21 protein-coding genes are annotated in these 20546 nt (G+C 65.2%); 13 read left to right on the forward strand and 8 right to left on the reverse strand.

Annotated features, from left to right (window positions below; translation table 11 throughout):
• Window positions 1–136: 136 nt before the first annotated feature.
• Entirely contained in the window at window positions 137–361 is a 225-nt protein-coding gene (locus AC1RSK_RS21180; protein ID WP_492909671.1) for a hypothetical protein, read from the reverse strand.
• 881 nt (window positions 362–1242) lie between these two features.
• On the opposite strand from AC1RSK_RS21180, the gene AC1RSK_RS21185 reads away from it, so the two are divergent.
• Window positions 1243–1947, forward strand: coding sequence for a hypothetical protein (locus AC1RSK_RS21185; RefSeq protein WP_492909672.1), 705 nt, complete (start codon window positions 1243–1245; stop codon window positions 1945–1947).
• 3 nt (window positions 1948–1950) lie between these two features.
• Here the strand turns inward: AC1RSK_RS21185 and AC1RSK_RS21190 are convergent, their stop codons facing one another.
• Entirely contained in the window at window positions 1951–2334 is a 384-nt protein-coding gene (locus AC1RSK_RS21190) for a hypothetical protein (protein WP_492909673.1), read from the reverse strand.
• A gap of 219 nt (window positions 2335–2553) precedes the next feature.
• On the opposite strand from AC1RSK_RS21190, the gene AC1RSK_RS21195 reads away from it, so the two are divergent.
• Both AC1RSK_RS21195 and AC1RSK_RS21200 read left to right on the forward strand, forming a co-directional pair.
• Window positions 2554–3153: a tyrosine-type recombinase/integrase gene (locus tag AC1RSK_RS21195; RefSeq protein WP_492909674.1), complete on the forward strand. Its 600-nt coding sequence runs from the start codon at window positions 2554–2556 to the stop codon at window positions 3151–3153.
• A gap of 138 nt (window positions 3154–3291) precedes the next feature.
• Window positions 3292–3777, forward strand: coding sequence for a hypothetical protein (locus AC1RSK_RS21200; RefSeq protein WP_492909675.1), 486 nt, complete (start codon window positions 3292–3294; stop codon window positions 3775–3777).
• On the opposite strand, the gene mobQ is transcribed toward AC1RSK_RS21200, so the two are convergent.
• From mobQ to AC1RSK_RS21215, 3 genes are all read right to left on the reverse strand, one after another.
• Window positions 3750–4565, reverse strand: a complete 816-nt coding sequence (gene mobQ / locus AC1RSK_RS21205; RefSeq protein ID WP_492909676.1) for a MobQ family relaxase — start codon at window positions 4563–4565, stop codon at window positions 3750–3752. The two genes, AC1RSK_RS21200 and mobQ, sit on opposite strands and share 28 nt — an antisense overlap.
• A 1458-nt stretch (window positions 4566–6023) precedes the next feature.
• Entirely contained in the window at window positions 6024–6776 is a 753-nt protein-coding gene (locus tag AC1RSK_RS21210; protein WP_492909677.1) for a hypothetical protein, read from the reverse strand.
• A gap of 225 nt (window positions 6777–7001) precedes the next feature.
• Entirely contained in the window at window positions 7002–7349 is a 348-nt protein-coding gene (locus AC1RSK_RS21215) for a hypothetical protein (RefSeq protein WP_492909678.1), read from the reverse strand.
• A gap of 77 nt (window positions 7350–7426) precedes the next feature.
• On the opposite strand from AC1RSK_RS21215, the gene AC1RSK_RS21220 reads away from it, so the two are divergent.
• From AC1RSK_RS21220 to AC1RSK_RS21230, 3 genes are read left to right on the forward strand one after another with little or no spacing between them, the layout of a single operon-like run.
• Complete coding sequence (locus AC1RSK_RS21220; RefSeq protein ID WP_492909679.1) at window positions 7427–8590, forward strand: ThiF family adenylyltransferase; 1164 nt, start codon at window positions 7427–7429, stop codon at window positions 8588–8590.
• Between the two features lie 26 nt (window positions 8591–8616).
• On the forward strand, window positions 8617–8739 hold the full coding sequence (locus AC1RSK_RS21225; RefSeq protein WP_492909700.1) for a ubiquitination-like system serine protease family protein: 123 nt from the start codon (window positions 8617–8619) through the stop codon (window positions 8737–8739).
• Window positions 8736–9095 carry a DUF3768 domain-containing protein gene (locus AC1RSK_RS21230; protein ID WP_492909680.1) on the forward strand — a complete coding sequence of 120 codons (360 nt, stop codon included), beginning with the start codon at window positions 8736–8738 and terminating at the stop codon, window positions 9093–9095. The genes AC1RSK_RS21225 and AC1RSK_RS21230 overlap by 4 nt, the downstream gene beginning before the upstream one ends.
• Before the next feature lie 17 nt (window positions 9096–9112).
• On the opposite strand, the gene AC1RSK_RS21235 is transcribed toward AC1RSK_RS21230, so the two are convergent.
• Together AC1RSK_RS21235 and gpmA are read right to left on the reverse strand one after the other, a co-directional pair.
• Window positions 9113–9880 carry a hypothetical protein gene (locus AC1RSK_RS21235; protein WP_492909681.1) on the reverse strand — a complete coding sequence of 256 codons (768 nt, stop codon included), beginning with the start codon at window positions 9878–9880 and terminating at the stop codon, window positions 9113–9115.
• A gap of 328 nt (window positions 9881–10208) precedes the next feature.
• The gene (gene gpmA, locus AC1RSK_RS21240) at window positions 10209–10919 is read right to left on the reverse strand and encodes a 2,3-diphosphoglycerate-dependent phosphoglycerate mutase (protein WP_492909682.1); all 711 of its coding nucleotides are present in this window, start codon (window positions 10917–10919) and stop codon (window positions 10209–10211) included.
• 95 nt (window positions 10920–11014) lie between these two features.
• On the opposite strand from gpmA, the gene AC1RSK_RS21245 reads away from it, so the two are divergent.
• The 7 genes from AC1RSK_RS21245 to AC1RSK_RS21275 all read left to right on the forward strand — a co-directional run bounded on the left by AC1RSK_RS21245 (window position 11015) and on the right by AC1RSK_RS21275 (window position 19012).
• Window positions 11015–11254: a type II toxin-antitoxin system Phd/YefM family antitoxin gene (locus tag AC1RSK_RS21245; protein WP_492909683.1), complete on the forward strand. Its 240-nt coding sequence runs from the start codon at window positions 11015–11017 to the stop codon at window positions 11252–11254.
• A 7-nt stretch (window positions 11255–11261) separates the two neighbouring features.
• Window positions 11262–11663, forward strand: coding sequence for a type II toxin-antitoxin system VapC family toxin (locus AC1RSK_RS21250; protein WP_492909684.1), 402 nt, complete (start codon window positions 11262–11264; stop codon window positions 11661–11663).
• A gap of 40 nt (window positions 11664–11703) precedes the next feature.
• Entirely contained in the window at window positions 11704–11865 is a 162-nt protein-coding gene (locus tag AC1RSK_RS21255; protein WP_492909685.1) for a hypothetical protein, read from the forward strand.
• The gene (locus AC1RSK_RS21260; protein WP_492909686.1) at window positions 11862–12818 is read left to right on the forward strand and encodes a KpsF/GutQ family sugar-phosphate isomerase; all 957 of its coding nucleotides are present in this window, start codon (window positions 11862–11864) and stop codon (window positions 12816–12818) included. The genes AC1RSK_RS21255 and AC1RSK_RS21260 overlap by 4 nt, the downstream gene beginning before the upstream one ends.
• Window positions 12819–12903: 85 nt before the next feature.
• On the forward strand, window positions 12904–15798 hold the full coding sequence (locus tag AC1RSK_RS21265) for a hypothetical protein (protein WP_492909687.1): 2895 nt from the start codon (window positions 12904–12906) through the stop codon (window positions 15796–15798).
• Between the two features lie 73 nt (window positions 15799–15871).
• Complete coding sequence (locus AC1RSK_RS21270; RefSeq protein ID WP_492909688.1) at window positions 15872–17374, forward strand: phosphomannomutase/phosphoglucomutase; 1503 nt, start codon at window positions 15872–15874, stop codon at window positions 17372–17374.
• A gap of 333 nt (window positions 17375–17707) precedes the next feature.
• On the forward strand, window positions 17708–19012 hold the full coding sequence (locus AC1RSK_RS21275) for a UDP-glucose dehydrogenase family protein (RefSeq protein WP_492909689.1): 1305 nt from the start codon (window positions 17708–17710) through the stop codon (window positions 19010–19012).
• 59 nt (window positions 19013–19071) lie between these two features.
• On the opposite strand, the gene AC1RSK_RS21280 is transcribed toward AC1RSK_RS21275, so the two are convergent.
• Window positions 19072–20406 (reverse strand): dicarboxylate/amino acid:cation symporter, encoded by a 1335-nt coding sequence (locus AC1RSK_RS21280; protein ID WP_492909690.1) that lies wholly within the window; start codon window positions 20404–20406, stop codon window positions 19072–19074.
• Between the last annotated feature and the right edge of the window lie 140 nt (window positions 20407–20546).

Raw genomic sequence — 20546 nt, forward strand, 5'->3', positions numbered from 1 at the left:
AGAAGCTGCTCTTCGAGAAGGCGAATGCCTTCCGCGCGATCCGTAAAAAACGATGACAATAGTGCCCCCCGAGCAGCGCAGTCTCTTACCGACTATCGTCAGTCCGCTGCGCTTTCAAGTTGTATGATGCGCCAAGCTACTTCCGGCTTAACATAGATGCAACGAGACGGTCGTGCCGCTCGCGCAAATCGGCCTGGGCTTGGGCGCCGAAGCGCGCCTTGGCGTCCAGCAAATCGGCATCACGCTTGTTGGCGAGAGGTTTATAAGCCGCAGATTCTTCGAGCGGGGGGATCGGCCCCCGAGGGGCGATCTCGACCTTCGGCTCATAGAGTTCGCCTTGGGGAGCTTGCGTCTTCTTCACAACCGTAACCTCCGGCCCCCCGCCGAGCGAGGGACTCACGTAAAAGTGTGTATATGCGGGCTCTGCACTCCTAAGCAAGAGATGAGTGAGAACGTCAGCCGGCCAAATTTCGATCCCAAATAACTGTGGTTTTTGGGTCAGCATCCCGCCGATGGTCCGCGCGGGCCCGTCAGCGCCGCAAGTCAGCCGACGCTGAATATGGTTACGAGAGCATGCGATTGCAATGCGAGCAAAATGTGTCGCCTTTATTGGCGAAATTGGAGGTTTTGCGACACGATCTAGCCGCCTCAGTGGTAACACTAGAGCAATGTTTTGTTGCAAACCCGCAGTAAATTTTTTACAATGCTAATGTAGATTTGAAAAGAAGGAAGACTAATTTTGGAGTAACCACATGCCTGGCAAGAAAATTAAACAACTCGATAAACTATATGAACCAATAGTTGAGATCGCTCCGCGCGCAAAGCTCATCCCTCGGGAGCCCGATCAGACGCCTCCGGTGCCCTTCTCGGAAAAGGTTGATAGGAGGAAGTCCCGCAGCGGCCCGCACGAGGGGCGATAATTGCTGTGGATCAGCTGTGAATTATTTTACTCCGCACAATTTTTGGGCGCTTTTAACGCCACCGGGCCGGACTCATCGCGTTCATGTTGGTTAACGAGTTCTTAACGACCGCCATGGTAATGTGGGGGCGAACTCAGGATGCAGGTAGTCTATCGACGCCGAGATTACAGACGACCGTCATCGGCCAAGAGCCGATGACGCGGAGGCTAGCCTCCGCGACGAGCTGACCGCCAAGCTGGCGGGAGCGCAGGACGGGCTCACCCTCTTCATCGAGAACATGCGAGACGGCGCAGCCCTCGGGGTCGGCTCGGACGCACTCGCCATGGCCGAAGCGCAGCGCCACGCCCTGGGCAGGCTTGAGCACCGTATTGCGAACGCCGGCCCCGGCGGCCTGGCCGCCCTTCGGGCCGAGGTGTTCGCGGCGGTGGCCGCCACCCAGGCGACCCTGCCGCAAGCTGCCGCCGCCGCTTCAACGAAGGCGGCTGACGCACGACTGCATGCCGCGAGCGCCGCCGCGCACCGGACGGTTTCCGGGTTCGTCGACGACTATTATGAGAAGAAAATCTTCGATCCCTACCTCACCTTCGCCTCGGCGGCGGAAGAAGAGGCCTACCGGAAACGCGAGGCCGAGCGCCGCGTCGCCATCGAGCAGGCACTCGCCGAGGATACGCCGGAGAGCAATCTCCGCGCCCTCAAGCTCTCGGAAGAACAGTTGCGCGATGCCGGCGCGCATGGCGCCGACCGCAGCCCGGACTACCGCCCAGGCCTGGCGCGATTGGAGGCGGCCAAGGGTCCGCTGGAGGAACAACTGGCGCTGGCGAGCGAGCGCAACGGTGGCGTTGCTGCGCAGCGGGAAGAACGGCTTGCGGCTGTAGAGGAAACTGGCAGCGGTGCTGCTGCCAGCTTGCCGCCCGACTTGCTTAGCCTCATCCGCGAGAGCGGCATGGCCCCCGGCGACAGCGGTGAAGCGATCCGCACTGTCACAGCAAGCGGGTCCGGGAAGGCGGCAAGCCAGGGGCGCGCTTGACGACTACATGAGCTTCAGCGCCTTGCAATCGGTCGCGACCTTTTTGAAGTAGCCACTATCGCGCAGCATAAGCGGAAGCTCACGGGACTGGGTCTGGTCGAAATCGCTCTGAATGCGCGGATCGGTGAGGCCGAGTTTGCGTCCTGCTTGAAACGCCATGTCGAACGAATGGGCGGCTTGTCGCTCGTAATAATCGGCCTTGGCACGGTCGCCGGCGTCACGGTGATCGCCAAAAACGATACCGTTGGCGATGAAGCATTTCATCGCCGCCTCGTAGAGCATCTGGTAGGCGGGCCGGTTTGAAGGTGAGGCCGGCTGCGCCTCGGCGCTTGTCGCCGACAGAGCCGCGACCGCCAGAGCGACCACGAACAAGCTCACCTTGGCCATTTTGCATCACCGGATCGAGAAATCGACCGGTCGAAGTTACAAAATGGGCCATACGGTTGCGGGAATTGCTGAATTCACCGTTGATTGTATTGGTTTATGTGGCGGGACCGAAAGTCACTCGTCGGCGAGGACTTTCAAGATAACTCAACAAACTTCGCTGCTTAGGCAGTGACCCCTTGCAACCGTATGGCCCATACGGTTGCGCGGGAGCGAGGATTAGTGACGGGACTGACGTTTGATGCGGATGTCACGCGGCTCTTCGATCCGCAGGGACACCGCAAGTACCTGTGCGACAGCGAGCGGCGGCGGTTCTTCGACGCCGCCGCCGGGCTCGACAGCGAGGGCTTTGCCTTCTGCTGGCTCCTGGCCTGTACCGGCTGCCGCCTCAGTGAGGCGCTGGCTCTCACCCCGGACCGCCTCGACGCCGAGACCGGCCGGGTGATCTTCCGCACGTTGAAGCGGCGGAAGCGTATCTTCCGCGCCGTGCCGGTGCCCGCAGAGCTGATGGCGAAACTGGTCGCCATGCCCGGTGGGACGAGGCCCGCCGCGCCGCTCTGGCCCTGGAGCCGCCAGACCGCCTGGCGGCGGGTCAAAGCGGTGATGCGGGCCGCCGGCATCACCGGGCCGCAGGCCACGCCGAAGGGCCTGCGCCATGGGTTCGGCATCGCCAATGCCGAGAACAACGTTCCCGCCACGCTGACCCAGCGCTGGATGGGGCACGCCAAGCCCCAGACGACGGCCATCTATCAGCAAGCCGTCGGCCAGGAGGAGCGAGCCTTCGCGCAGCGGGTGTGGGGTCCGATGGCCGGGCGCGGCTAGTTGGACCCGCCAAGCTCCCGCTGCGCCTTGCGCTCGGCGTATTCGGCCAGGGCCTCCGCACGTCCCTTGCGATAGCCGATGACAGCTTCCCCGGCCGCCATCCTGGCTGATAGCCAGAGCCATCGCAGGATGGAGAGGATGGGGTATGTCAGCAAGCTCGACACGCCGTTGCTGCAGCTGTCGTCAGGGGACCGCTTCACCCTGCGCGACGCCTGCCAGGGCGTGCACATCTTCGGCGGCATTGGCTCCGGCAAGACGAGCGGCAGCGGTCAGGCGCTGGCTGCCGCTTACCTGCGCGCCGGCATGGGCGGGTTGGTGCTCGCCGCCAAGCCCGACGAGGTCGGGCTGTGGCTTCGCTACGCGAAGAAGCACGGCCGAGCGAACTCGGTCGTGTTGTTCGGCGAGCATGGCGGCGGCTTCAATTTCATCACCTATGAAATCGCCCGCCAGGGCATGGCCGGCCTGGGCAGCGTCGTCGAATGCCTGATGCGCATCCTCGACGCCGCGCGCCTCACCAACCCGAACGCCGGCCGTTCCGGCGACGCCTTCTGGGAGGACGCCACCCGCCAGGTGCTGCGCAACTCCATCCCGATCCTCTACGCGGCGACCCGCAGGCGGATATGATCGTACGCCCCTTCGATCAGGTGCTTGGCCAGGCCGAGATAGGGCTCGGCCATGCGGAAGATGCCTTGCTTCTCCAGGGTGCGATGGTCGATCCGCGCCTCGGACCCGCCCGCCTCCAGCGCGCGGTTGCAGTCGGCCGCCCAGGCGGCGCGCCACTGGTTCACGTTGCGCAGCGCCTCGGCCACTTCAAGGGCGTCCCGGTCGACCTCGAGGCCGGTATCGTTGAAGCGCTTGCGCGCCTCATTTACCGCCTCCATGACCTCCTCGCGCTCGTTCCAGTCGCGCTCCTTCTTCGCCGAGAAGCCAGTCGGTGTCGTCGGGTCCAGCCGGCGCATGGTGAGCATCACATGCGCATGTGGCTGTTCGAGCCCGTCCGAAGCCTCCGGCTCATGGACGGCGATGTCGGCGACCATCCCCTTGGCGACGTAGTGCTCCTGCACATGCCGGCGAACGAGGTCGATCCGCTCGGTCCGGGGAAGCTCCCTCGGCAGGCTGATCTCCACCTCTCGCGCCAGCTGGGCATCGCCGCGCTTCTCCGACCGCTCAACGAGGTTCCACAGTGTTTGGCGGTCCCAGGCGACGGTCGCGCCAGCCGGGTAGAGGATCTCCGTATGGACCACGTCCGGCTTGTCGTAGCTGAACCATTGGCCCTGCGAATTGTCGAAGAGCCGCTCCCCCGAACGGTACGCGGCAGCGGCAAGCGCAGAACGTCGGGTCGCCCCGCCCGGGCCAGAGGCCCGACCGAGCGACCGCGAAATCACCTTCAGCCGGAGGTGATAGATAGCCATACCCAACCCCCATGCGTGACCAACGCCTGCCGAGCGACGGTACGGAAGAAAGTCTGGATGTGTGCACTTATACATCCTGCGGATGTGCACCCAACTTTCTCCTCGCCCATCGGTCGAGTGCGGCGTCGGAAATCCGCCAATGGTGCATCGCCGCAACATTGGCGGTGGGGGTCGGGAGGGGATTTACGTCACCCCCATTTCACCCCGACGGAGGGTCCGGCGCGGGGCACCGGAACGGGACCAGTCCCGTAGCCCAGGTCAGGGGCCGCGCCCCGACACCCTGTTTGCTAAGAGGCTGCCCGCGTCAGCGGGGGCAGATGATCGCCATCGTCATGAGTTGCGCCACCCACCTTGCGACGCGACCTCCTTTGCGGTGGCTCTTCGGCACCTAGCTCAGTTGCTCGGAACCATCGCCCCGGCTAGGCGCTTTGGTTGTACCACCCGGGCGCTGTGCTCGGGCCGAACCAGGCTTTTCCTGGTCGGACACTAGGCGGAATGTGGATGGCTCCGCCTACTGTTTTTTGGGCTCCTCGGTCGAGCTAGGAGTTAGGAATTATTCCTTCAGAGCCCGCGGTCCCTGACCATCCCTGGGACGACGGCATTTCGAATGAGACAGCGGCTTCGCTGTGTCGGTCGGATGCGTCGTCCAAAATTCTAGCGACCAAACGATCCCACAGAAGCTGCCCTGCGATGGAGAGTTGGGTTGTCTGTGGAGACAGTGTCGCTAATCGGCAAAATCGTGGTCTGCCTCGGCGCGGCATTAGAGTTGCGCCATCTGGCTCGCGCAATTGGCAAGCAATTCAGCGGATGCACAGGCTGGCGCAGCGTTGCCGCTCGGATCGTACAACTCGATGACGCCACCTTGGTGGGCGTCGTGATGTGCATGGTCCTTGCCTCGGCGAAGAGCCCCCGCATAGACTCCCCTTGGTGATCCTTTCGCAGCTGTGTGCGAAGGGCGCTATACAGCCGATTGTCCACAATGCTGAGCTGACCGGGCCCTAGGCGTCCGGCCGCGATCTCCTCTCCATACGCGTCTTTGAGAAAGCCGATCGGATCGGGCGCTTTGCGCAGACCCGGATAAGGGGCGCGCCGCTCCACTGGCCCTGCCGGCTCTGCCCGCACCTGACTGCGCAATTCAACTACGGCCGACAGCACCGGTCCCGCCGCTCTGATAAGTTCGGCAAGCTCCTCAGCCGAGAGTGCTGCCTCCCCAGATCGTGAAATCTGTGCCAGCGCGACTATCGCATCGTCAACTGTCTCATAGTCAGAAATGTTGCCTCAATATTGATGGTAAACTTAACGCAATTTAGAAACGTGTATGACAATTAGAAGCAAAGTAGCCAAGGCCCACCACACTAGCAAGTGACTTCATAGTATCCGCACTAATATTTGTTGCGAATTCTTGTTCATTCTTATCGAAAATGTTTTCACTGGGTCGGTGGATCAGCTCTACAACTTTCAGCTTCTGCTCACCGCGCTCCATATTTGTTCGCCGGCATCCCCCTTGTCCAAGATGCTCCCTATCTCCTCCGCCTGCGGGCTAGAGCCGTAGAAGGCGGTGCGGTCAAACGGTATGGCATCAATTTCCGCATCCAGGCACGGATCGCCTCGCACAGCGGCTTCGAGCGCATTGTTGAGGATGTTTAAGGCCTGGCTATTCGCAGATTTTACGTGTGGCACAACAGTACCGAGGAGCGACTTCAGCTTTTGATGTATGTCAGCTCGGTATGTGGTCCTCGAATATGGAGCGCCGTACTCCCAATCGCCATTGTCGTGCTTGAGGAGGACAAGGCGGTCGCTGTGCCAATCCTGTTTCTCTTCTGCGTCAAAGTGGGCGATTACGCGGTCTCGCACTTCTAAAATTTCAGCATGGTCTCGGCGCTGAGCGGGCGTCAGTCCCTTCTGAATATTCAGCTGTTGGTGCCGCCCTTTATCCCCTTGTGTCGTCGACCTAGCATACAAAATTATCGCCTGAGCGAGGATTGCCCCTTGGGCGTTGATCGCGTCCCGATCCAATCCCGTAAACCGCCCCGCTCCGGTCTCTTCCCTCAATGTTGACAGCAAATCTGTCAGTTCTGCTGCGTGCAGCAGATCGGCAAAGCGGGAGGCGCGGTGCATGTGCCGCTCGATTGTTGCGGCCAGATTGGTGTGGCGACCGGACGATCTCAGGTTTGCGGCGAGCTGTGTAAGATCAAGCTGTCGAGTGGCCATGGCCGGCTCTCCAAGGTGCCGTGTTTGGTATTTCTAATTGGGGCCTTTGTTTAGTTCTCGCGAATTCTTCGAAGCCGCAATGGCCGATGTGGCTCCAGTCCAATTTCTGCGACGTTGTCCAACTGCAGGCTTCAAACCAGCATGAGCCGGATGCAGTCCTGCCCAAAGGCCCTTGGCCTCACCGGCGCGCAATCCGCCGCCTGGCCCTATCCAACGCTAGGAGGGCTAATTTCCCGCCCGATCACGGATCGCACCGAGCCAAGACAAAACATCACCAGCTGCATCACGTGCTTGCAGGTGGGCTAGCGTCATTCGAGCCATAGCGCTCGTATTCAGCCGCTTCTTCGCCTTACCGACTTTCTTGCCCTTCGCCGCCTCGTCAACGTCGATCCAGGCGGCCAAACCGCCGCCTACCACGTGAACCTGTTCGGCCACCAGGTCGGGGACATCGCACCAATCGTCGACGGCGATGTTGCAAGCGAATTCGGCAAGAATTGCATCCGGGTGAATGTAATTTTCCAATTCTCGTTTGCTGGTCAGAAAGCCGATGTCGCTTGTACCCCGCGCATTCACGGCATCGACCTGGGCTTTGTATTTCGGAGCAACCTGATCGTCGGCGTCGTAGATATGGACCTCGATGAGACCAGCATTTGCGAGATATCGCTTGTCGACCCAATGCTGCAGCGTCCCGCCGCCCGTACCTCATCGTGCGGGACATCCCCCACCTTGACGCCAGCGGCGCGTCGCAACGGGGGGCCATCGTCGCAAAGCTCGTCTTCGAAGACGAGTTCAGCGTGCGCATGGACAACCATCAGGTCTGGTGGGCCGGCGACCTGCCCCACGGCACGGACGGCCAGCCGATCCCGAACCTTGGGGCGGGTGCGGCGACGCTCACGCTGAGCGACGTGAGCGCTGACGTTGTCGTCAACTTCCAGTTCTCCCACAAGCCCAAGCCCAACGGCCAGTTCCGCGACTACGTCGACTTGTTCGAAAAGGTCGAAACCTACGCGGCGGTCCTCGGTGGGCCGGCCATGGAGAAGTTCGGTGATGACCCCCTTACGTTCCGCGAGGTGGCGAGCGGCGGCGCGCACCCGATCTTCAAATTCCAGGACACGCTCACCAGTCGCGCGGCCATCGGCGACCTCGCCGCGAAGTTCGACGACGAAGTGGTCGCCGTCATCGGCCTTGGCGGGACCGGGGCCTACCTGCTCGACTTCATGGTCAAGACGCCGGTGAAGGAAGTGCGTGGCTTCGACGGGGATGTCTTCCATGTCCACAACACCTTCCGCGCGCCCGGCCGGCTGACGAAGGAGGAACTGAAGCAGCCCAAGGCGCAGGTCTACCGAGAGCGGTACACCAACTTCCGCCATGGCCTGAATCTCCAGGCGAAGTACATCGATGCCACCAGCCAGGACGACCTGGCGGGCGTCACCTTCGCCTTTGTCTGCGTCGATAAAGGTTCGGCACGTAAGGTCATCTTCGAACTGCTGATCGAACTGGGGATCCCCTTCATCGACGTCGGCATGGGCCTGAAGCGCAAGGGCGTTGGCCTCAACGGGATGATGCGGACGACCTACTTCCCGGCCGACAAGGCCCAGGCGGTGATGGACAAAGGTTGGGCCGAGGTCACTAGCGATCCGGACAATCTCTACAAAACCAACATCCAGATTGGTGAGTTGAACGCCCTCAATGCCTGCTTGGCGGTCATCCGCTACAAGCAGATTCGCGGCTTCTACCACTCCGACCAGCCGCTCTTTAATATGCTCTTTGAGATCGCCGACATGAAGAACGTCGGCGACGTGGAGATCGAATGACCTTCCGGCTCCAACGCGTCCAGTCCATGCCGAAGGTACTGGAGCCCGGCGTTCTCTACGTTGCGGAGCACTATGGTGCTGCCGCACACCTTTGCGCATGTGGCTGTGGTTCAAAGATCCGCAGCGAAGCTGCCGGGGGTCAGAAATGACCCCCTCTAACTCTCGGTCCGCCAACATCGCCGCCCTCAATGACGAGTTCCGACGGCTGGGGCCAAACCTCAGCCGGGTGAAGTTCGACGGGCTATGGCTCGTGACGCAGGGCGTGCAGGCCATGGGGCCGCAATTCACCTGGTCGGCGCTGGTCGGCACCATGAACTTTGCGGAGTTCCTGCCCGGCAACGATCCCTACGGTGAGCATGACTTTGGCTCGCTCGACATCGAGGGGACACGGGTGTTTTGGAAGATCGACTACCTAGAGCGCGGTACGCCTCATGGCGCGGAGGACCCCACCGACAACGCGCGGACCTGTCGGACGATGACGATCATGCTGGCAGAGGAATATTAATGTCGGACGAGAGTCCTTCACTCACTGTTGTTCACCAGCGGGTTGGTCTCGGGAAACGGCAGCCGCGCGCCGACCGCTTTGCCACCTTCGGGGCCATAGGTGGCCCGCACTGACTCTTCGAGCCCCTCAAGCAGCGGTGCATAGTCTGTTGCCCAAGGCCTGAGAGCGTCCCAAAGCGAAACGAAATAGAGTGAACGCAGCGCCAAGCCATCGTCGGAAGTGCCGCGCTCAGCAGTGAAGAGCCCGGTGATTGGATAGCCGGGCCCAGTAGCGAACCTCAGAAGCACCGAGGCCGCCGAACTGTTAAAGGACCTAGTCCCGCCCACGTTCCTCACGCCGAGGAGATTTTCGGTAGAAAGGAAGAGCTCGAACCGTTGATCCGTGCCGAATGCAACAAGTTGTGCAGGCAGAGACGGCTCCAGGTCGGTCAGAAGACGATTCAAGTCCCAACCGCCGACAAACTTGAACAGCCCAGAGACTCTGTAGGTGGGAAATGCATTGCCCCTCCTCAGGTCCTCCTCGCTGCCGATGCGACCGCTCGCGCTTAAAATCGACTCCATCTCTGCAACGAGGTTTGGAGCGTCGGCTGGCGGCCACTGGCCATGTGTCTGAGACCCGTCCATTCCATCCTTAGACCACTCACCGGAAACGGAAATCTTCGGTGCTAATCCGATGTCGAGTGAGGCCTTCAACCTATCCAGGGAGAACCAAGGTCGCCGCTTCTGCTTCGAAGGAAGGGCCGCCACTCGGGATCGCGATAGGTATATGACAAGCGGAAATTTCATCGACCGCCTCTGCGTTCTAGAGGCGAGCGTACCGCCTTCGACCGATTTCGCATAGCAGCTGGCGTGGCGACGGCGGATTGGCCGATCAGCCTATGAGGACCCCGTTTGGCCCAGCTTTGCGCCAGGAGGCGATGGGAAGGCGCGCGATCCTTGTGGACAAGGATCGCGATTGATTGGCCTGAACGAGCCGGGATTGATATCTGTGTAGGGTCGATGGCTACAATCTACCTACACAATTCCTACACAGGCATATTGGGTCAAAAATTCTCGTTAAAAAACAACATAGTATAAATCATCCATCATCTCGCGGGGATGAGCGGAGTGTGGTTCAGATCGCCGGCAAGGGTTGCGCGCGGTCCGCGTCCAGATACCGCGCTGAGGTCGGCTTCAAATCCCCGTCCAGCTCAATGACCAGCGGGTTGCCGGTCGGAATCTCGACCCCGACGATGTCGCTGTCGGGCACCGCGAACAGCAGCTTGACGATCGCCCGCAGGCTGTTGCCATGCGCCGCCACCAGCACCGTCTCGCCGGCCTTCAGGTGCGGCGCGATCTCGGCGGTCCAGTAGGGCTCGACCCGGTCCAGGGTGGTCTTCAGGCTTTCGGTGTCGGGGATGGCCTTGCCGGCGTAGCGCGCGTCCTTCGAGAAGTCCCACTCCCCGCCCGCTTCCAGCGGCGGCGGCGGCACGTCGTAGCTGCGCCGCCAGATGGTCACCTGGGCCTCGCCATGCTTGGCCGCCGTCTCAGCCTTGTTCAGCCCGGTCAGCCCGCCGTAGTGGCGCTCGTTCAGCCGCCAGTCGTTGGTGAAGGCCAGGTCCTCCTGCCCCGCCGCCGCCATCGCCAACGCGCCCGTCCGCTGGGCCCGGGTCAGCACCGAGGTGTAGGCCTTGTCGACATGGATGCCGGCCGCCTTGATCAGGGCGCCGCCATGCGTCGCCTGGGCTTCGCCCTCGGCCGTCAGGTCCACATCCACCCAGCCGGTGAAGCGGTTTTCGAGGTTCCACTGGCTCTGGCCGTGGCGGAGGAGGATGAGGGTAGCCATGGGCCGGTGGGCTAAGGCGAAGACGTCCGGCGGTCAAGCGCGGTAGCGCTCCAGCCATTTCTGGTCTATATTCTGGTCAGATCAGGAGCCGCTTCATGACCTCGGTCGGTGTTCTCGAAGCCAAGACACAGCTTTCCGCCCTGCTCGATCAAGTCGAGGCCGGCGGAGAGGTGACGATCACCCGACATGGCCGGCCGGTGGCAAGGTTGGTGGCCGCCGAAGCGATCGACACGGCGCGGGCGCGCAAGGCGGCTGACGAACTCCGCGCCCTGCGCAAGAAGAGTTCCCTGGGCGGTCTGTCCTGGAAGGCGTTGCGCGACGAAGGCCGTCGTTGAGATGCGGGTGATCGACGCGTCCGTCGCCCTCGCCTGGTGCTTCGACGATGAGACGACAGTCGATACGGAGGCCCTGCTGGACAAGGTTGTCGAGTCCGGCGCCCACGCGCCCGCCTTGTGGAAACTCGAGGTCGCCAACGTCCTGTTGCAGGCGGAGAAACGCGGCAGACTGGCCGCGGGCCAGGTCGATGACCGGGTGCTCCGCCTCGGCCGCCTTCCAATCGTGCTCGACCATGAGGCAGGCGGCTCGGCGCATCGCCACGTGCTGGCGCTGGCCCGCGACGAGCGCCTCACGACCTACGACGCCACCTACCTTGAACTGGCGCTTCGCCTGGGGCTGCCGATCGCGACCCTGGACAAGGATCTGGCGGCGGCCGCCTTGCGGCGGGGCGTCATGACGGTCCTCTAAGACCCCTGCCCTTCGCCGCGAAATCGGCTAAACCCCACCCATGCGTGACCGCTTCTTCTATCCCCTGGCCATCGCCCTGACCGCCGGCATGATCATGCTGGCCATGGTCTGGCCGCAGGGCCAGGGCGCCCGTTCGCCGGCCCCGTTCGGCCACGAGCCGATCACCCCGGCCAAAGCCGCAGGACTCCGCACCGCCCAATGAGCGACATCGATCCCGTGGCGGCCGGTCGCCGCGTGCTGAGCACCGAGGCCCGCGCCCTCGACCAACAGGCCGCCGAGCTGGGCGAGGACTTCGCCCGCGCCGTCGAGATCGTCTTCGCCTCCAAGGGCCGGGTGGTCTGCACCGGCATCGGCAAGAGCGGCCATGTCGGCCGCAAGATCGCCGCCACCCTGGCCTCGACCGGCACCCCGGCGATGTTCGTCCACGCCGCTGAGGCCAGCCACGGCGACCTGGGCATGTTCGGCGACGCCGACGTCGTGCTGGCCCTCTCCAAGTCCGGCGAGGTGCGCGAGCTGTCCGACATCATCGCCTACTGCCACCGCTTCGGCCTGCCGCTGCTCGGCATGACCGCCAATCCGCACAGCGCGCTCGGCAAGGCCTCAACCGTCGTCCTGAAACTGGCCGACTCGCCCGAGGTCACCGGCGACCTGCACGCCCCGACCACCTCCACCACCCTGCAGATCGCCCTCGGCGACGCCCTGGCCGTGGCCCTGCTGGAGCGGCGCGGCTTCACGCCCAAGGATTTCCACGTCTTCCATCCCGGCGGCAAGCTGGGGGCCATGCTGCGCACGGTCGGCGATCTCATGCACAAGCTGGCCGAGGCCCCGCTGGCCGGGCTCGACATGCCCATGCCCCAGGCCATGGAGGTGATGACCGCCCGCCGCCTCGGCGTGGTCGGCGTGGTCGACGCCGAGGGCCGGCTGGCCGGGGTGGTCACCGACGGCGACCTGCGCCGCAACTTCGACGGCCTCTCGTCCAAGACCGTCGGAGAGGTGATGAGCCGCAACCCCAAGGCCGTCACCGCCGAAACCCTGGCCGCCGACGCCGCCCGGATCATGAACGAGAGCCGCATCACCGTGCTGTTCGTCGTTGATGACGGCCGGCCGGTCGGCGTCCTGCACGTCCACGATGTGCTCAGCGCCGGAGTCGTCTAGGGCGCTGCCTAGCCGCCGCCGGCCAGGCGGTATAACCTCGTTATCAGTCCAGTTCCGCGTTCCCGCCGGCTTACCCGGAGGTCTCATGACGCGCCTGCCCAGCCTCGCCATCCTCGCCGTCGTCCTGGCCGGCCTGTTCGCGCCGCTGGCCTGGGGCCAGGGCGGTCCGCCCGCCGCGACCCAGGGCGGCGCCCCGAAGAGCCGGGCCCAGCAGCAGGCCGAACGGCGCGCCGAGGCTCGCCAGCGCTCCGAAGCCGCCCGGGCTGAACAGCGCCGTGTCGAGGCCGCCGAGGACGCCGCCGCCCAGAAGGCCTCCGACGAGGCCAACGCCCGCTGGGAAGAGATGCGGGCCCGCAACGCCGAGCAGATCCGGAAATTCGATGAGGCCATCGAGACCTGGGTCGAGGAGACGCCAAAGCCGCCCGGCACGGTGGAGAGCTTCATCTCCGCCAGCTACGCCGAGGAGACCGCGCTCGGCGAAAGCGCCCGGGTCGTCTTCTACAATCGCCAGGACGTGCCGACCCACCGGGTCGAGTTCGGTCCCGACGGCAAGCCCACCGGCCCCATCACCCTGACCCAGCAGGGCAAGGTCTTCGAGACCATCGGCCCGCAGCTGGTCGACGGCGCCACCTGGGCCCCGCTCTACGGCAAGGATCCCTATGGCGAGGAGATCATCGTCTCCGCCGAGATCGTCAAAGGCGGCCACGTGATCGGCTTCTACGAGTTCAACGGCGAGGGCCTGCCCTGGCGCGGCGAGCGCTGGAACCTCGACGGCGTGCGGACCGGCGGCTTCTACGATCCGCGCATGAAGCCGCCGCCGGACACCCTGGGCGCCGGCTTCGACGTGCCCGCCTCGCCCCGGCTGTTCACCGGCGTCTGCCCCGAGTGCCGCCAGAAGGCCGACCGCTACAACGACCTGGCCAACAGGGTCAGCGGCATCCTCAACCAGATGCGAGTGCAGTCCGAGGAGCACAAGCATTCGCACCGGGCGGCGCAGATCCCCATCGAGCAGCGGTTCGCCCATCTGAAGGCCGAACTCGACGCCCTGACCCCGCAGCTGGAGGCGGCCCGCGCCGCCGCCCTCGAGTGCGAGAAGATCTGCCGGCCGCAGACAAAGCCGGACGAACTGGCGACCACCGGCCCACCGACCGCCGCCGCGCCGAAACTCCCGGCCCCGGACCTGACCCGCCCCAGCCTGCTGCCGGTCGCCAAACTCGAACCGCCGGCCAGCTTCTGCGACGAGTTCGCCCGCGTCGCCTACATGAACGAGGTCTACACTCCGGCCGCCAAGGCCAGCCTAGCCAACGCCCAGACCGCCACCGCCCACCTGGGCAAGCTCGGCGGCATGTTCACCGACTACATGAAGAACGAGGGCGGCCCCGGCTGGGCGGCCGTGCGGGCCGAACAGACCGCCTATGGCCCCATCGCCGAGACGGCCACCGCCGAGTCCACGGCCATCAACGCCATGTACCAGCGCATCCTGGCCATCCCCATCCTCCCCTGCCCGGGCGAGCAGACCCGCGTCGCCACCGGCGACCCCGCCCCGCCGCCGGCCGCGCCGGTCTCCGAAGGCGTCGGCGTCATCCCCGCCCGCGCTCCGGACGGCAAGAAGCCCTGCCCGCCCAAACAGGGCCGCAAGCCCATCACCGTCGGCTCCAACGGCAAGGTCGGCTCCGGCGCCCAGCTGACCAAGAAGCTCGGCGGCATGCTGGTCGGCGGCCTGCTCGGCGCGGCCGGAGTCGGTGGTGGCGGCGGCGGGGGGGACGGCCCGACCCTCTACAAATGTCGCATCAAGGACAGCGAAATGACCGTCTTCACCGATCCCCTGACCGGGGTGTCGCTGAAGGTCGGCGCCAAACGCGGCAAGGGCGATGTCGTCAACGTCTTCGCCAACATCGCCAAATCGCCCGACAAGGGCACCTTCCAGACCGCCTTCCTCGAACGGAGCGGCGACCACCAGGTCCAGGCCCCCTTCGATGTCGGCCCCTGCGACCTGTGGGGCGAGTGGAAGCTGACCGTCTCCTGGACCCGCGATACCTACGTCGACGGCAGCCTGGTCAAGCACGAGGAAGGCGGCTGGTCCGAGGGCGGCAAGTTCTCCATCCCCGGCGTGCTCAGCAAGGTCGATGCGCCGACGGGCATGTGGAAGCAGATGGGCTTCTCCAACGCCAGCAACGGCGCCCGCGAGGCCTTCATGGCCTTCAAGGTCCCGCCCGGCTCCGGTCCCATGACCTTCGTCATCCACATCACGCGACCGGGCGGCGACCCCGTCACCACCGTGCCCTTCCTCATGACCATGACCGAGACCGCGCCCGGCGTCTTCGGCTTCAACCCGCTGAAGACCGAGGAGGACTGCCCGCCGGTCCCGGCCGACCGGGTCTACATCTCCGACGGCTCCGACAGCCCCCGGCTGCCGTTTGCCAGCAACCCCGGACCGGCCGCGCCCGAACGCGAAAAGGAGGCGCCGCTGCCGCCGCCCGACCTGCGCGCCACCACCCCGCCGCCGGCTCCGCTGGCCCCACCGCCTGCTGGCGCGATGGACCCACGACTCGCGGCCGGCGAGACAATCCCGCTCACCATCGCCCCCCTCAAGGAAATCGGCTCCCTGGCCGAGTACGAGGAGCGCTTCCAGCCCACCTTCGAGCGCCTGATGGACCTGAGAATGCTGGTGCAAAGGGCCGCCGAGGCCTGCGCCGCCGGGACGCCGCCGCCACGAGGGCAAGCGGGCTGGGCCGACTATGAGGCCCGCTTCCGCAAGACACTCGACGACTTTCTGAGCGACCTTGGTGAGCTGGACCCGGTCGGGCCGCAGGCCAAGGACATTACGGACAAGAGGATGGGCCACACCGTGTCGGCCCAGGCGATGCAGCGCGAACTGGACGCCACCCCGCCACCCACCTGCCCGCCGCGCCTGCCGGACGACCCCGGACCGCCCGAAAGCATCCTCGACGACGTCGATGACGTGCGGCCGCTGGGATGACCGATGGCCCCTGACGACCTCGGCCACAACGCGCTATAGGAGCCGTCCAAGAAAACGGCTCCCGAGTCCTTGCATGCCCTTCCTCCCCCGCGCCGACCTCGTCCCCAACACCGTCGCCTACGAGACCGAGCCGCTGGTCAAGGCCACGGGATTCCGCGAGTACGACGCCCGCTGGCTGTTCGGCCCGGATATCAACCTCTTGGGCATCCAGGCCCTGGGCCTGGGCCTGGGGACCTACATCCAGTCCCTCGGCCACCGCCGCATCGTCGTCGGCCACGATTTCCGCAGCTACAGCCTGACCATCAAGCAGGCCCTGAGCCTTGGCCTCATCGAGGCCGGCTGCGAGGTGCTCGACATCGGCCTGGCCCTGTCGCCCACCGCCTACTACGCCCAGTTCGACCTTGAGGCCCCCTGCGTGGCCATGGTCACCGCCAGCCACAACGAGAATGGCTGGACCGGGGTGAAGATGGGCGCCGCCCGCCCCCTGACCTTCGGCCCCGACGAGATGGGCGCCCTCAAGGACATCGTGCTCGGCGCCAAATTCAAACCGCGCGACGGCGGCAAGCTGACTCGCATCGAAGGCATGCACGAGCGCTACATCGCCGACGTCGCTCGCCGCGCCAGCATCAAACGCCCGCTGAAGGTCGTCGCCGCCTGCGGCAACGGCACCGCCGGCGCTTTTGTCCCCGACGCCCTGCGCCGCATGGGCGTGGCCGTGGTCTATGAGATGGACTGCGAGCTCGACTGGACCTTCCCCAAGTACAACCCCAACCCCGAAGACCACGAGATGCTCCAGGAGATGAGCAAGGCCGTGAAGGAATTCGGGGCCGACCTGGCCCTGGGCTTCGACGGCGACGGCGACCGCTGCGGCGTCGTCGACGACACCGGCGAGGAGATCTTCGCCGACAAGATCGGCCTGATGCTGGCCCGCGACCTGGCCCCGCTGAACCCGGGCGCCACCTTCGTCGTCGACGTCAAATCGACCGGCCTCTACGCCACCGACCCCATCCTCGAGGCCAACGGCGCCACCACCGTCTACTGGAAGACCGGCCACAGCTACATCAAGCGCAAGTCGGCGGAACTGGGCGCCCTGGCCGGCTTCGAAAAGAGCGGCCACTTCTTCCTCAATGAGCCGCTGGGCAGGGGATACGATTGCGGCCTGACCGCGGCGGCGGCCATCCTGTCGATGCTCGACCGCAACCCGGACAAGAAACTCAGCGACCTGAAGAACGCCCTGCCGGTCGCCTACACCTCCCTGACCATGAGCCCCCACTGCGCCGATGAGGAAAAATACGGCGTCGTACAAAGCATCGTCAGCGAGTACGAAACCCTGGCCGCCAGGGGCGGCGAGATCCTCGGCCGCGGGATCACGCAGGTCATCACCGTCAACGGCGTCCGCGTGGCGTTGGACGACGGCAGCTGGGTCCTGGTCCGCGCCAGCTCCAACAAGCCGGAGATCGTTGTGGTCGTGGAGAGCACCCGCTCGGCCGACGACATGCGGGCATTGTTCCACAAGGAAGTGAAGCCGAGGCTGGCCGCCTACCCGCAGGTTGGGAAGTATAATCAAGAGATCTGAAGGCCGCGCGCGACATTCCCTTCTCCCGCTTGTCGGGAGAAGGTGGCGGCCGAAGGCCGTCGGATGAGGGCAGCACCGGCCTAGACGATTGCGCGCGTTCTGGCGCGGATAGCGCAGTCGCTAGCCTTCCCTTTCCGCTCTGCCCTCATCCGACCCCTTCGGGGCCACCTTCTCCCGACAAGCGGGAGAAGGACCGAGCCAGGAGTGCCCAAAAGCCACCCTCCCCGCCAACCCGCACCACCCCACCCTTCCTATGGTTGCCCTCTCACCCCACGTCATGCTCAAAGCCGCCCATAAAAGCGGCGTCCACGCCCCAAACACAGAGACACTTCCATGCGTGTTGCGATGATCGGCACCGGCTACGTCGGCCTGGTGTCCGGAGCCTGCTTCGCCGACTTCGGCCACACCGTCTGCTGCATCGACAAGGACGCCGGCAAGATCGCCCGGCTGCATGACAACATCATGCCGATCTACGAGCCGGGCCTCGATGACCTGGTGGCCCGCAACGTCAAGGCCGGCCGGCTGTTCTTCGCCACCGAGGCCGATGACGCCGTCCGCAACGCCGACGCGGTGTTCATCGCCGTCGGCACCCCCTCGCGCCGCGGCGACGGCCACGCCGACCTCTCCTACGTCTACGCCGCCGCCGAGGAGATCGCCGGCCTGATGAACGGCTTCACCGTCATCGTCACCAAGTCCACCGTGCCGGTCGGCACCGGCGACGAGATCGAGCGCATCATCCGCGAAATACGGCCCGACGCCGAGTTCGCCGTCGTCTCCAACCCTGAGTTCCTGCGTGAGGGCGCCGCCATCGACGACTTCAAGCGGCCCGACCGCGTCGTCGTCGGCACGGACAACGCCAAGGCCCGCGAGGTGATGACCGAGATCTACCGGCCGCTGTTCCTCAACGAGACCCCGATCGTCTTCACCGGACGCCGCACCAGCGAGCTGATCAAATACGCCGCCAACGCCTTCCTGGCCTTGAAGATCACTTTTATCAACGAGGTCGCCGACCTCTGCGAAGCGGTCGGCGCCGACGTGCAGCAGGTGGCCAAGGGCATCGGCCTGGACAACCGCATCGGCGGCAAGTTCCTCAACGCCGGCCCCGGCTATGGCGGCAGCTGCTTTCCCAAGGACACCCTGGCCCTGGTCCGCACGGCCAGCGACGCCGGCGCCCCGATCGAGCTGGTCGAGGCCACCGTCCGCGTCAACGACCGCCGCAAGAAGGCCATGGCCGCCCGCGTCGCCAAGGCCCTGGGCTCCGAAGACCTGACCGGCAAGGTCATCGGTGTCCTCGGCCTCACCTTCAAGCCCAACACCGACGACATGCGCGACGCCCCCAGCCTCGACATCGTCCCGGCCCTGCAGGCCATGGGCGCCACCGTCCAGGCCTATGACCCGGAGGGCCATGAGGCCCGCCAGATGCTGCCGGGCATCGACTTCAAGGACGGCCCCTACGACGCCGTCGAGGGCGCCGACGCCGTGGTCATCATCACCGAATGGGACGAGTTCCGCGCCCTCGACCTCGACCGCGTCAAACTGCTGATGCACGCCCCCGTCGTCGTCGACCTGCGCAACATCTACCGCCCCGACGACATGCGCCGCCGCGGCTTCGAGTATTCGAGCATCGGGCGGGAGTAGGCGCCCTCCTTCTACCGCTCATCCCGGCGAATGCTGGGCTGAGCGGTCGTTGAGGGGATCTAGGCCGAAGCCGGAACCAGCCCCTCACCCTCCGCCACCCCGTCATAGACCGCCTGGTCCAGAATCCCCTGCCGCCTGGCCACCAGCGTCGGGACCAGCGCCTGGCCCGCCACATTCACAGCCGTGCGGCCCATGTCGAGGATCGGGTCGATCGCCAGCAACAGGCCCGCCCCCTCCAGCGGCAGACCCAGGGTCGACAGGGTCAGGGTCAGCATGACCAGCGCCCCGGTCAGTCCGGCCGTCGCCGCCGAGCCGAGCACCGACACCGCCGCGATCAGCAGGTACTCGGTCGGTCCGAGCGCGATGCCGTAGAACTGCGCCACGAACAGCGCCGCGATGGCCGGATAGATGGCCGCGCAACCGTCCATCTTGGTCGTCGCCCCCAGGGGCACGGCGAAGGCGGCATAGGCCTTGGGAACCCCCAGCCGCTCCTGGGTCACCGTCTCGGTCACCGGCAACGTCCCGATCGACGAGCGCGAGACGAAGGCCAGCTGGATCGCCGGCCAGGCCCCGGCGAAGAACCGCAAGGGGTTCAGCCCATGCAGCAACAGCAGGGCCGGATAGACCCCGAACAGCACCAATCCCAGCCCCAGATAGACCGCCAGGCTGAACACCCCCAGCTGCTGCAGCGTGTCCCAGCCATAGTGGGCCACCGCATAGCCGATCAGCCCCACGGTCCCGACCGGCGTCAGCCTGATCACCCAACCCAGCACCTTGCGCACGATGGCCAGGGCCGAGGCGTTGAACCGCAGGAAGGCCTCGCCGGCCTCGCCCACCCGCAGGGCGGCGACGCCGGCCACCAGGGCCAGCACCACGATCTGCAGCACATTGAACGACAGCCCGGTCTTGGCCGCGCCGTTGGTGATGCTGGTGGAGGCCGTCAGTCCGAGGATGTTGACCGGGACCAGGCCGGTCAGGAAGTCGAGCCAGGAGCCCGTGGACTTCGGCGGCGCGGCCAGGTCGGCGGCGACGCTGGTGTGCAGGCCCGGCTGCAGGAGGATCCCGAGCGCCAGGCCGATGACCACCGCGACCAGCGCCGTCACCGCGAACCACAGCAGCGTCCGCCAGACCAGCCCGGCGGCGTTCTTCAGGTCGCGCAGGCTGACCACACTGGCGACGATGGCGCAGAACACCAGCGGCGGAACCAGGACCCGCAACAGCTGGACAAAGATCGCCCCGACCTGCCGCAGAGTCTCGGCCAGCCACCAGCCCTGCTGCCCGACCTCGTCGCCCAGGCCGCGCGCCAGCAGGCCCAGCCCCAGCCCGACGACCATCGCCGCCAGGACCTGGACCCCGAACCCGGAAATGAAACGGCTGGACGCCTTGCTGGCCATGGAATGCTCCGCTGTATCCAAGCCACGGTTAGGCCAGGACGACGCCTCTCGCCTTCCAGAAGTTCTGCACGGGATGATTAGTTTCCGTGAACGGAAACCTCCGCTGGGATGATCAGGCCCCGCGGCCAGGCGAGCCTGAG

It is taken from the genome of Caulobacter sp. GW821-FHT11A05 (assembly GCF_058809015.1).

Excerpts from the sequence above, each read along its gene's own strand:
- AC1RSK_RS21190 (WP_492909673.1), bottom strand. The coding sequence starts at position 2,334 with ATGGCCAAGGTGAGCTTGTTCGTGGTCGCTCTGGCGGTCGCGGCTCTG.
- AC1RSK_RS21270 (WP_492909688.1), top strand. The coding sequence starts at position 15,872 with ATGCCCTTCCTCCCCCGCGCCGACCTCGTCCCCAACACCGTCGCCTAC.
- AC1RSK_RS21230 (WP_492909680.1), top strand. The coding sequence starts at position 8,736 with ATGACCCCCTCTAACTCTCGGTCCGCCAACATCGCCGCCCTCAATGAC.
- AC1RSK_RS21260 (WP_492909686.1), top strand. The coding sequence starts at position 11,862 with ATGAGCGACATCGATCCCGTGGCGGCCGGTCGCCGCGTGCTGAGCACC.
- AC1RSK_RS21185 (WP_492909672.1), top strand. The coding sequence starts at position 1,243 with ATGGCCGAAGCGCAGCGCCACGCCCTGGGCAGGCTTGAGCACCGTATT.
- AC1RSK_RS21280 (WP_492909690.1), bottom strand. The coding sequence starts at position 20,406 with ATGGCCAGCAAGGCGTCCAGCCGTTTCATTTCCGGGTTCGGGGTCCAG.
- AC1RSK_RS21235 (WP_492909681.1), bottom strand. The coding sequence starts at position 9,880 with ATGAAATTTCCGCTTGTCATATACCTATCGCGATCCCGAGTGGCGGCC.
- AC1RSK_RS21245 (WP_492909683.1), top strand. The coding sequence starts at position 11,015 with ATGACCTCGGTCGGTGTTCTCGAAGCCAAGACACAGCTTTCCGCCCTG.
- AC1RSK_RS21210 (WP_492909677.1), bottom strand. The coding sequence starts at position 6,776 with ATGGCCACTCGACAGCTTGATCTTACACAGCTCGCCGCAAACCTGAGA.
- AC1RSK_RS21265 (WP_492909687.1), top strand. The coding sequence starts at position 12,904 with ATGACGCGCCTGCCCAGCCTCGCCATCCTCGCCGTCGTCCTGGCCGGC.
- mobQ (WP_492909676.1), bottom strand. The coding sequence starts at position 4,565 with ATGGCTATCTATCACCTCCGGCTGAAGGTGATTTCGCGGTCGCTCGGT.
- gpmA (WP_492909682.1), bottom strand. The coding sequence starts at position 10,919 with ATGGCTACCCTCATCCTCCTCCGCCACGGCCAGAGCCAGTGGAACCTC.
- AC1RSK_RS21255 (WP_492909685.1), top strand. The coding sequence starts at position 11,704 with ATGCGTGACCGCTTCTTCTATCCCCTGGCCATCGCCCTGACCGCCGGC.
- AC1RSK_RS21225 (WP_492909700.1), top strand. The coding sequence starts at position 8,617 with ATGCCGAAGGTACTGGAGCCCGGCGTTCTCTACGTTGCGGAGCACTAT.
- AC1RSK_RS21275 (WP_492909689.1), top strand. The coding sequence starts at position 17,708 with ATGCGTGTTGCGATGATCGGCACCGGCTACGTCGGCCTGGTGTCCGGA.
- AC1RSK_RS21200 (WP_492909675.1), top strand. The coding sequence starts at position 3,292 with ATGGGGTATGTCAGCAAGCTCGACACGCCGTTGCTGCAGCTGTCGTCA.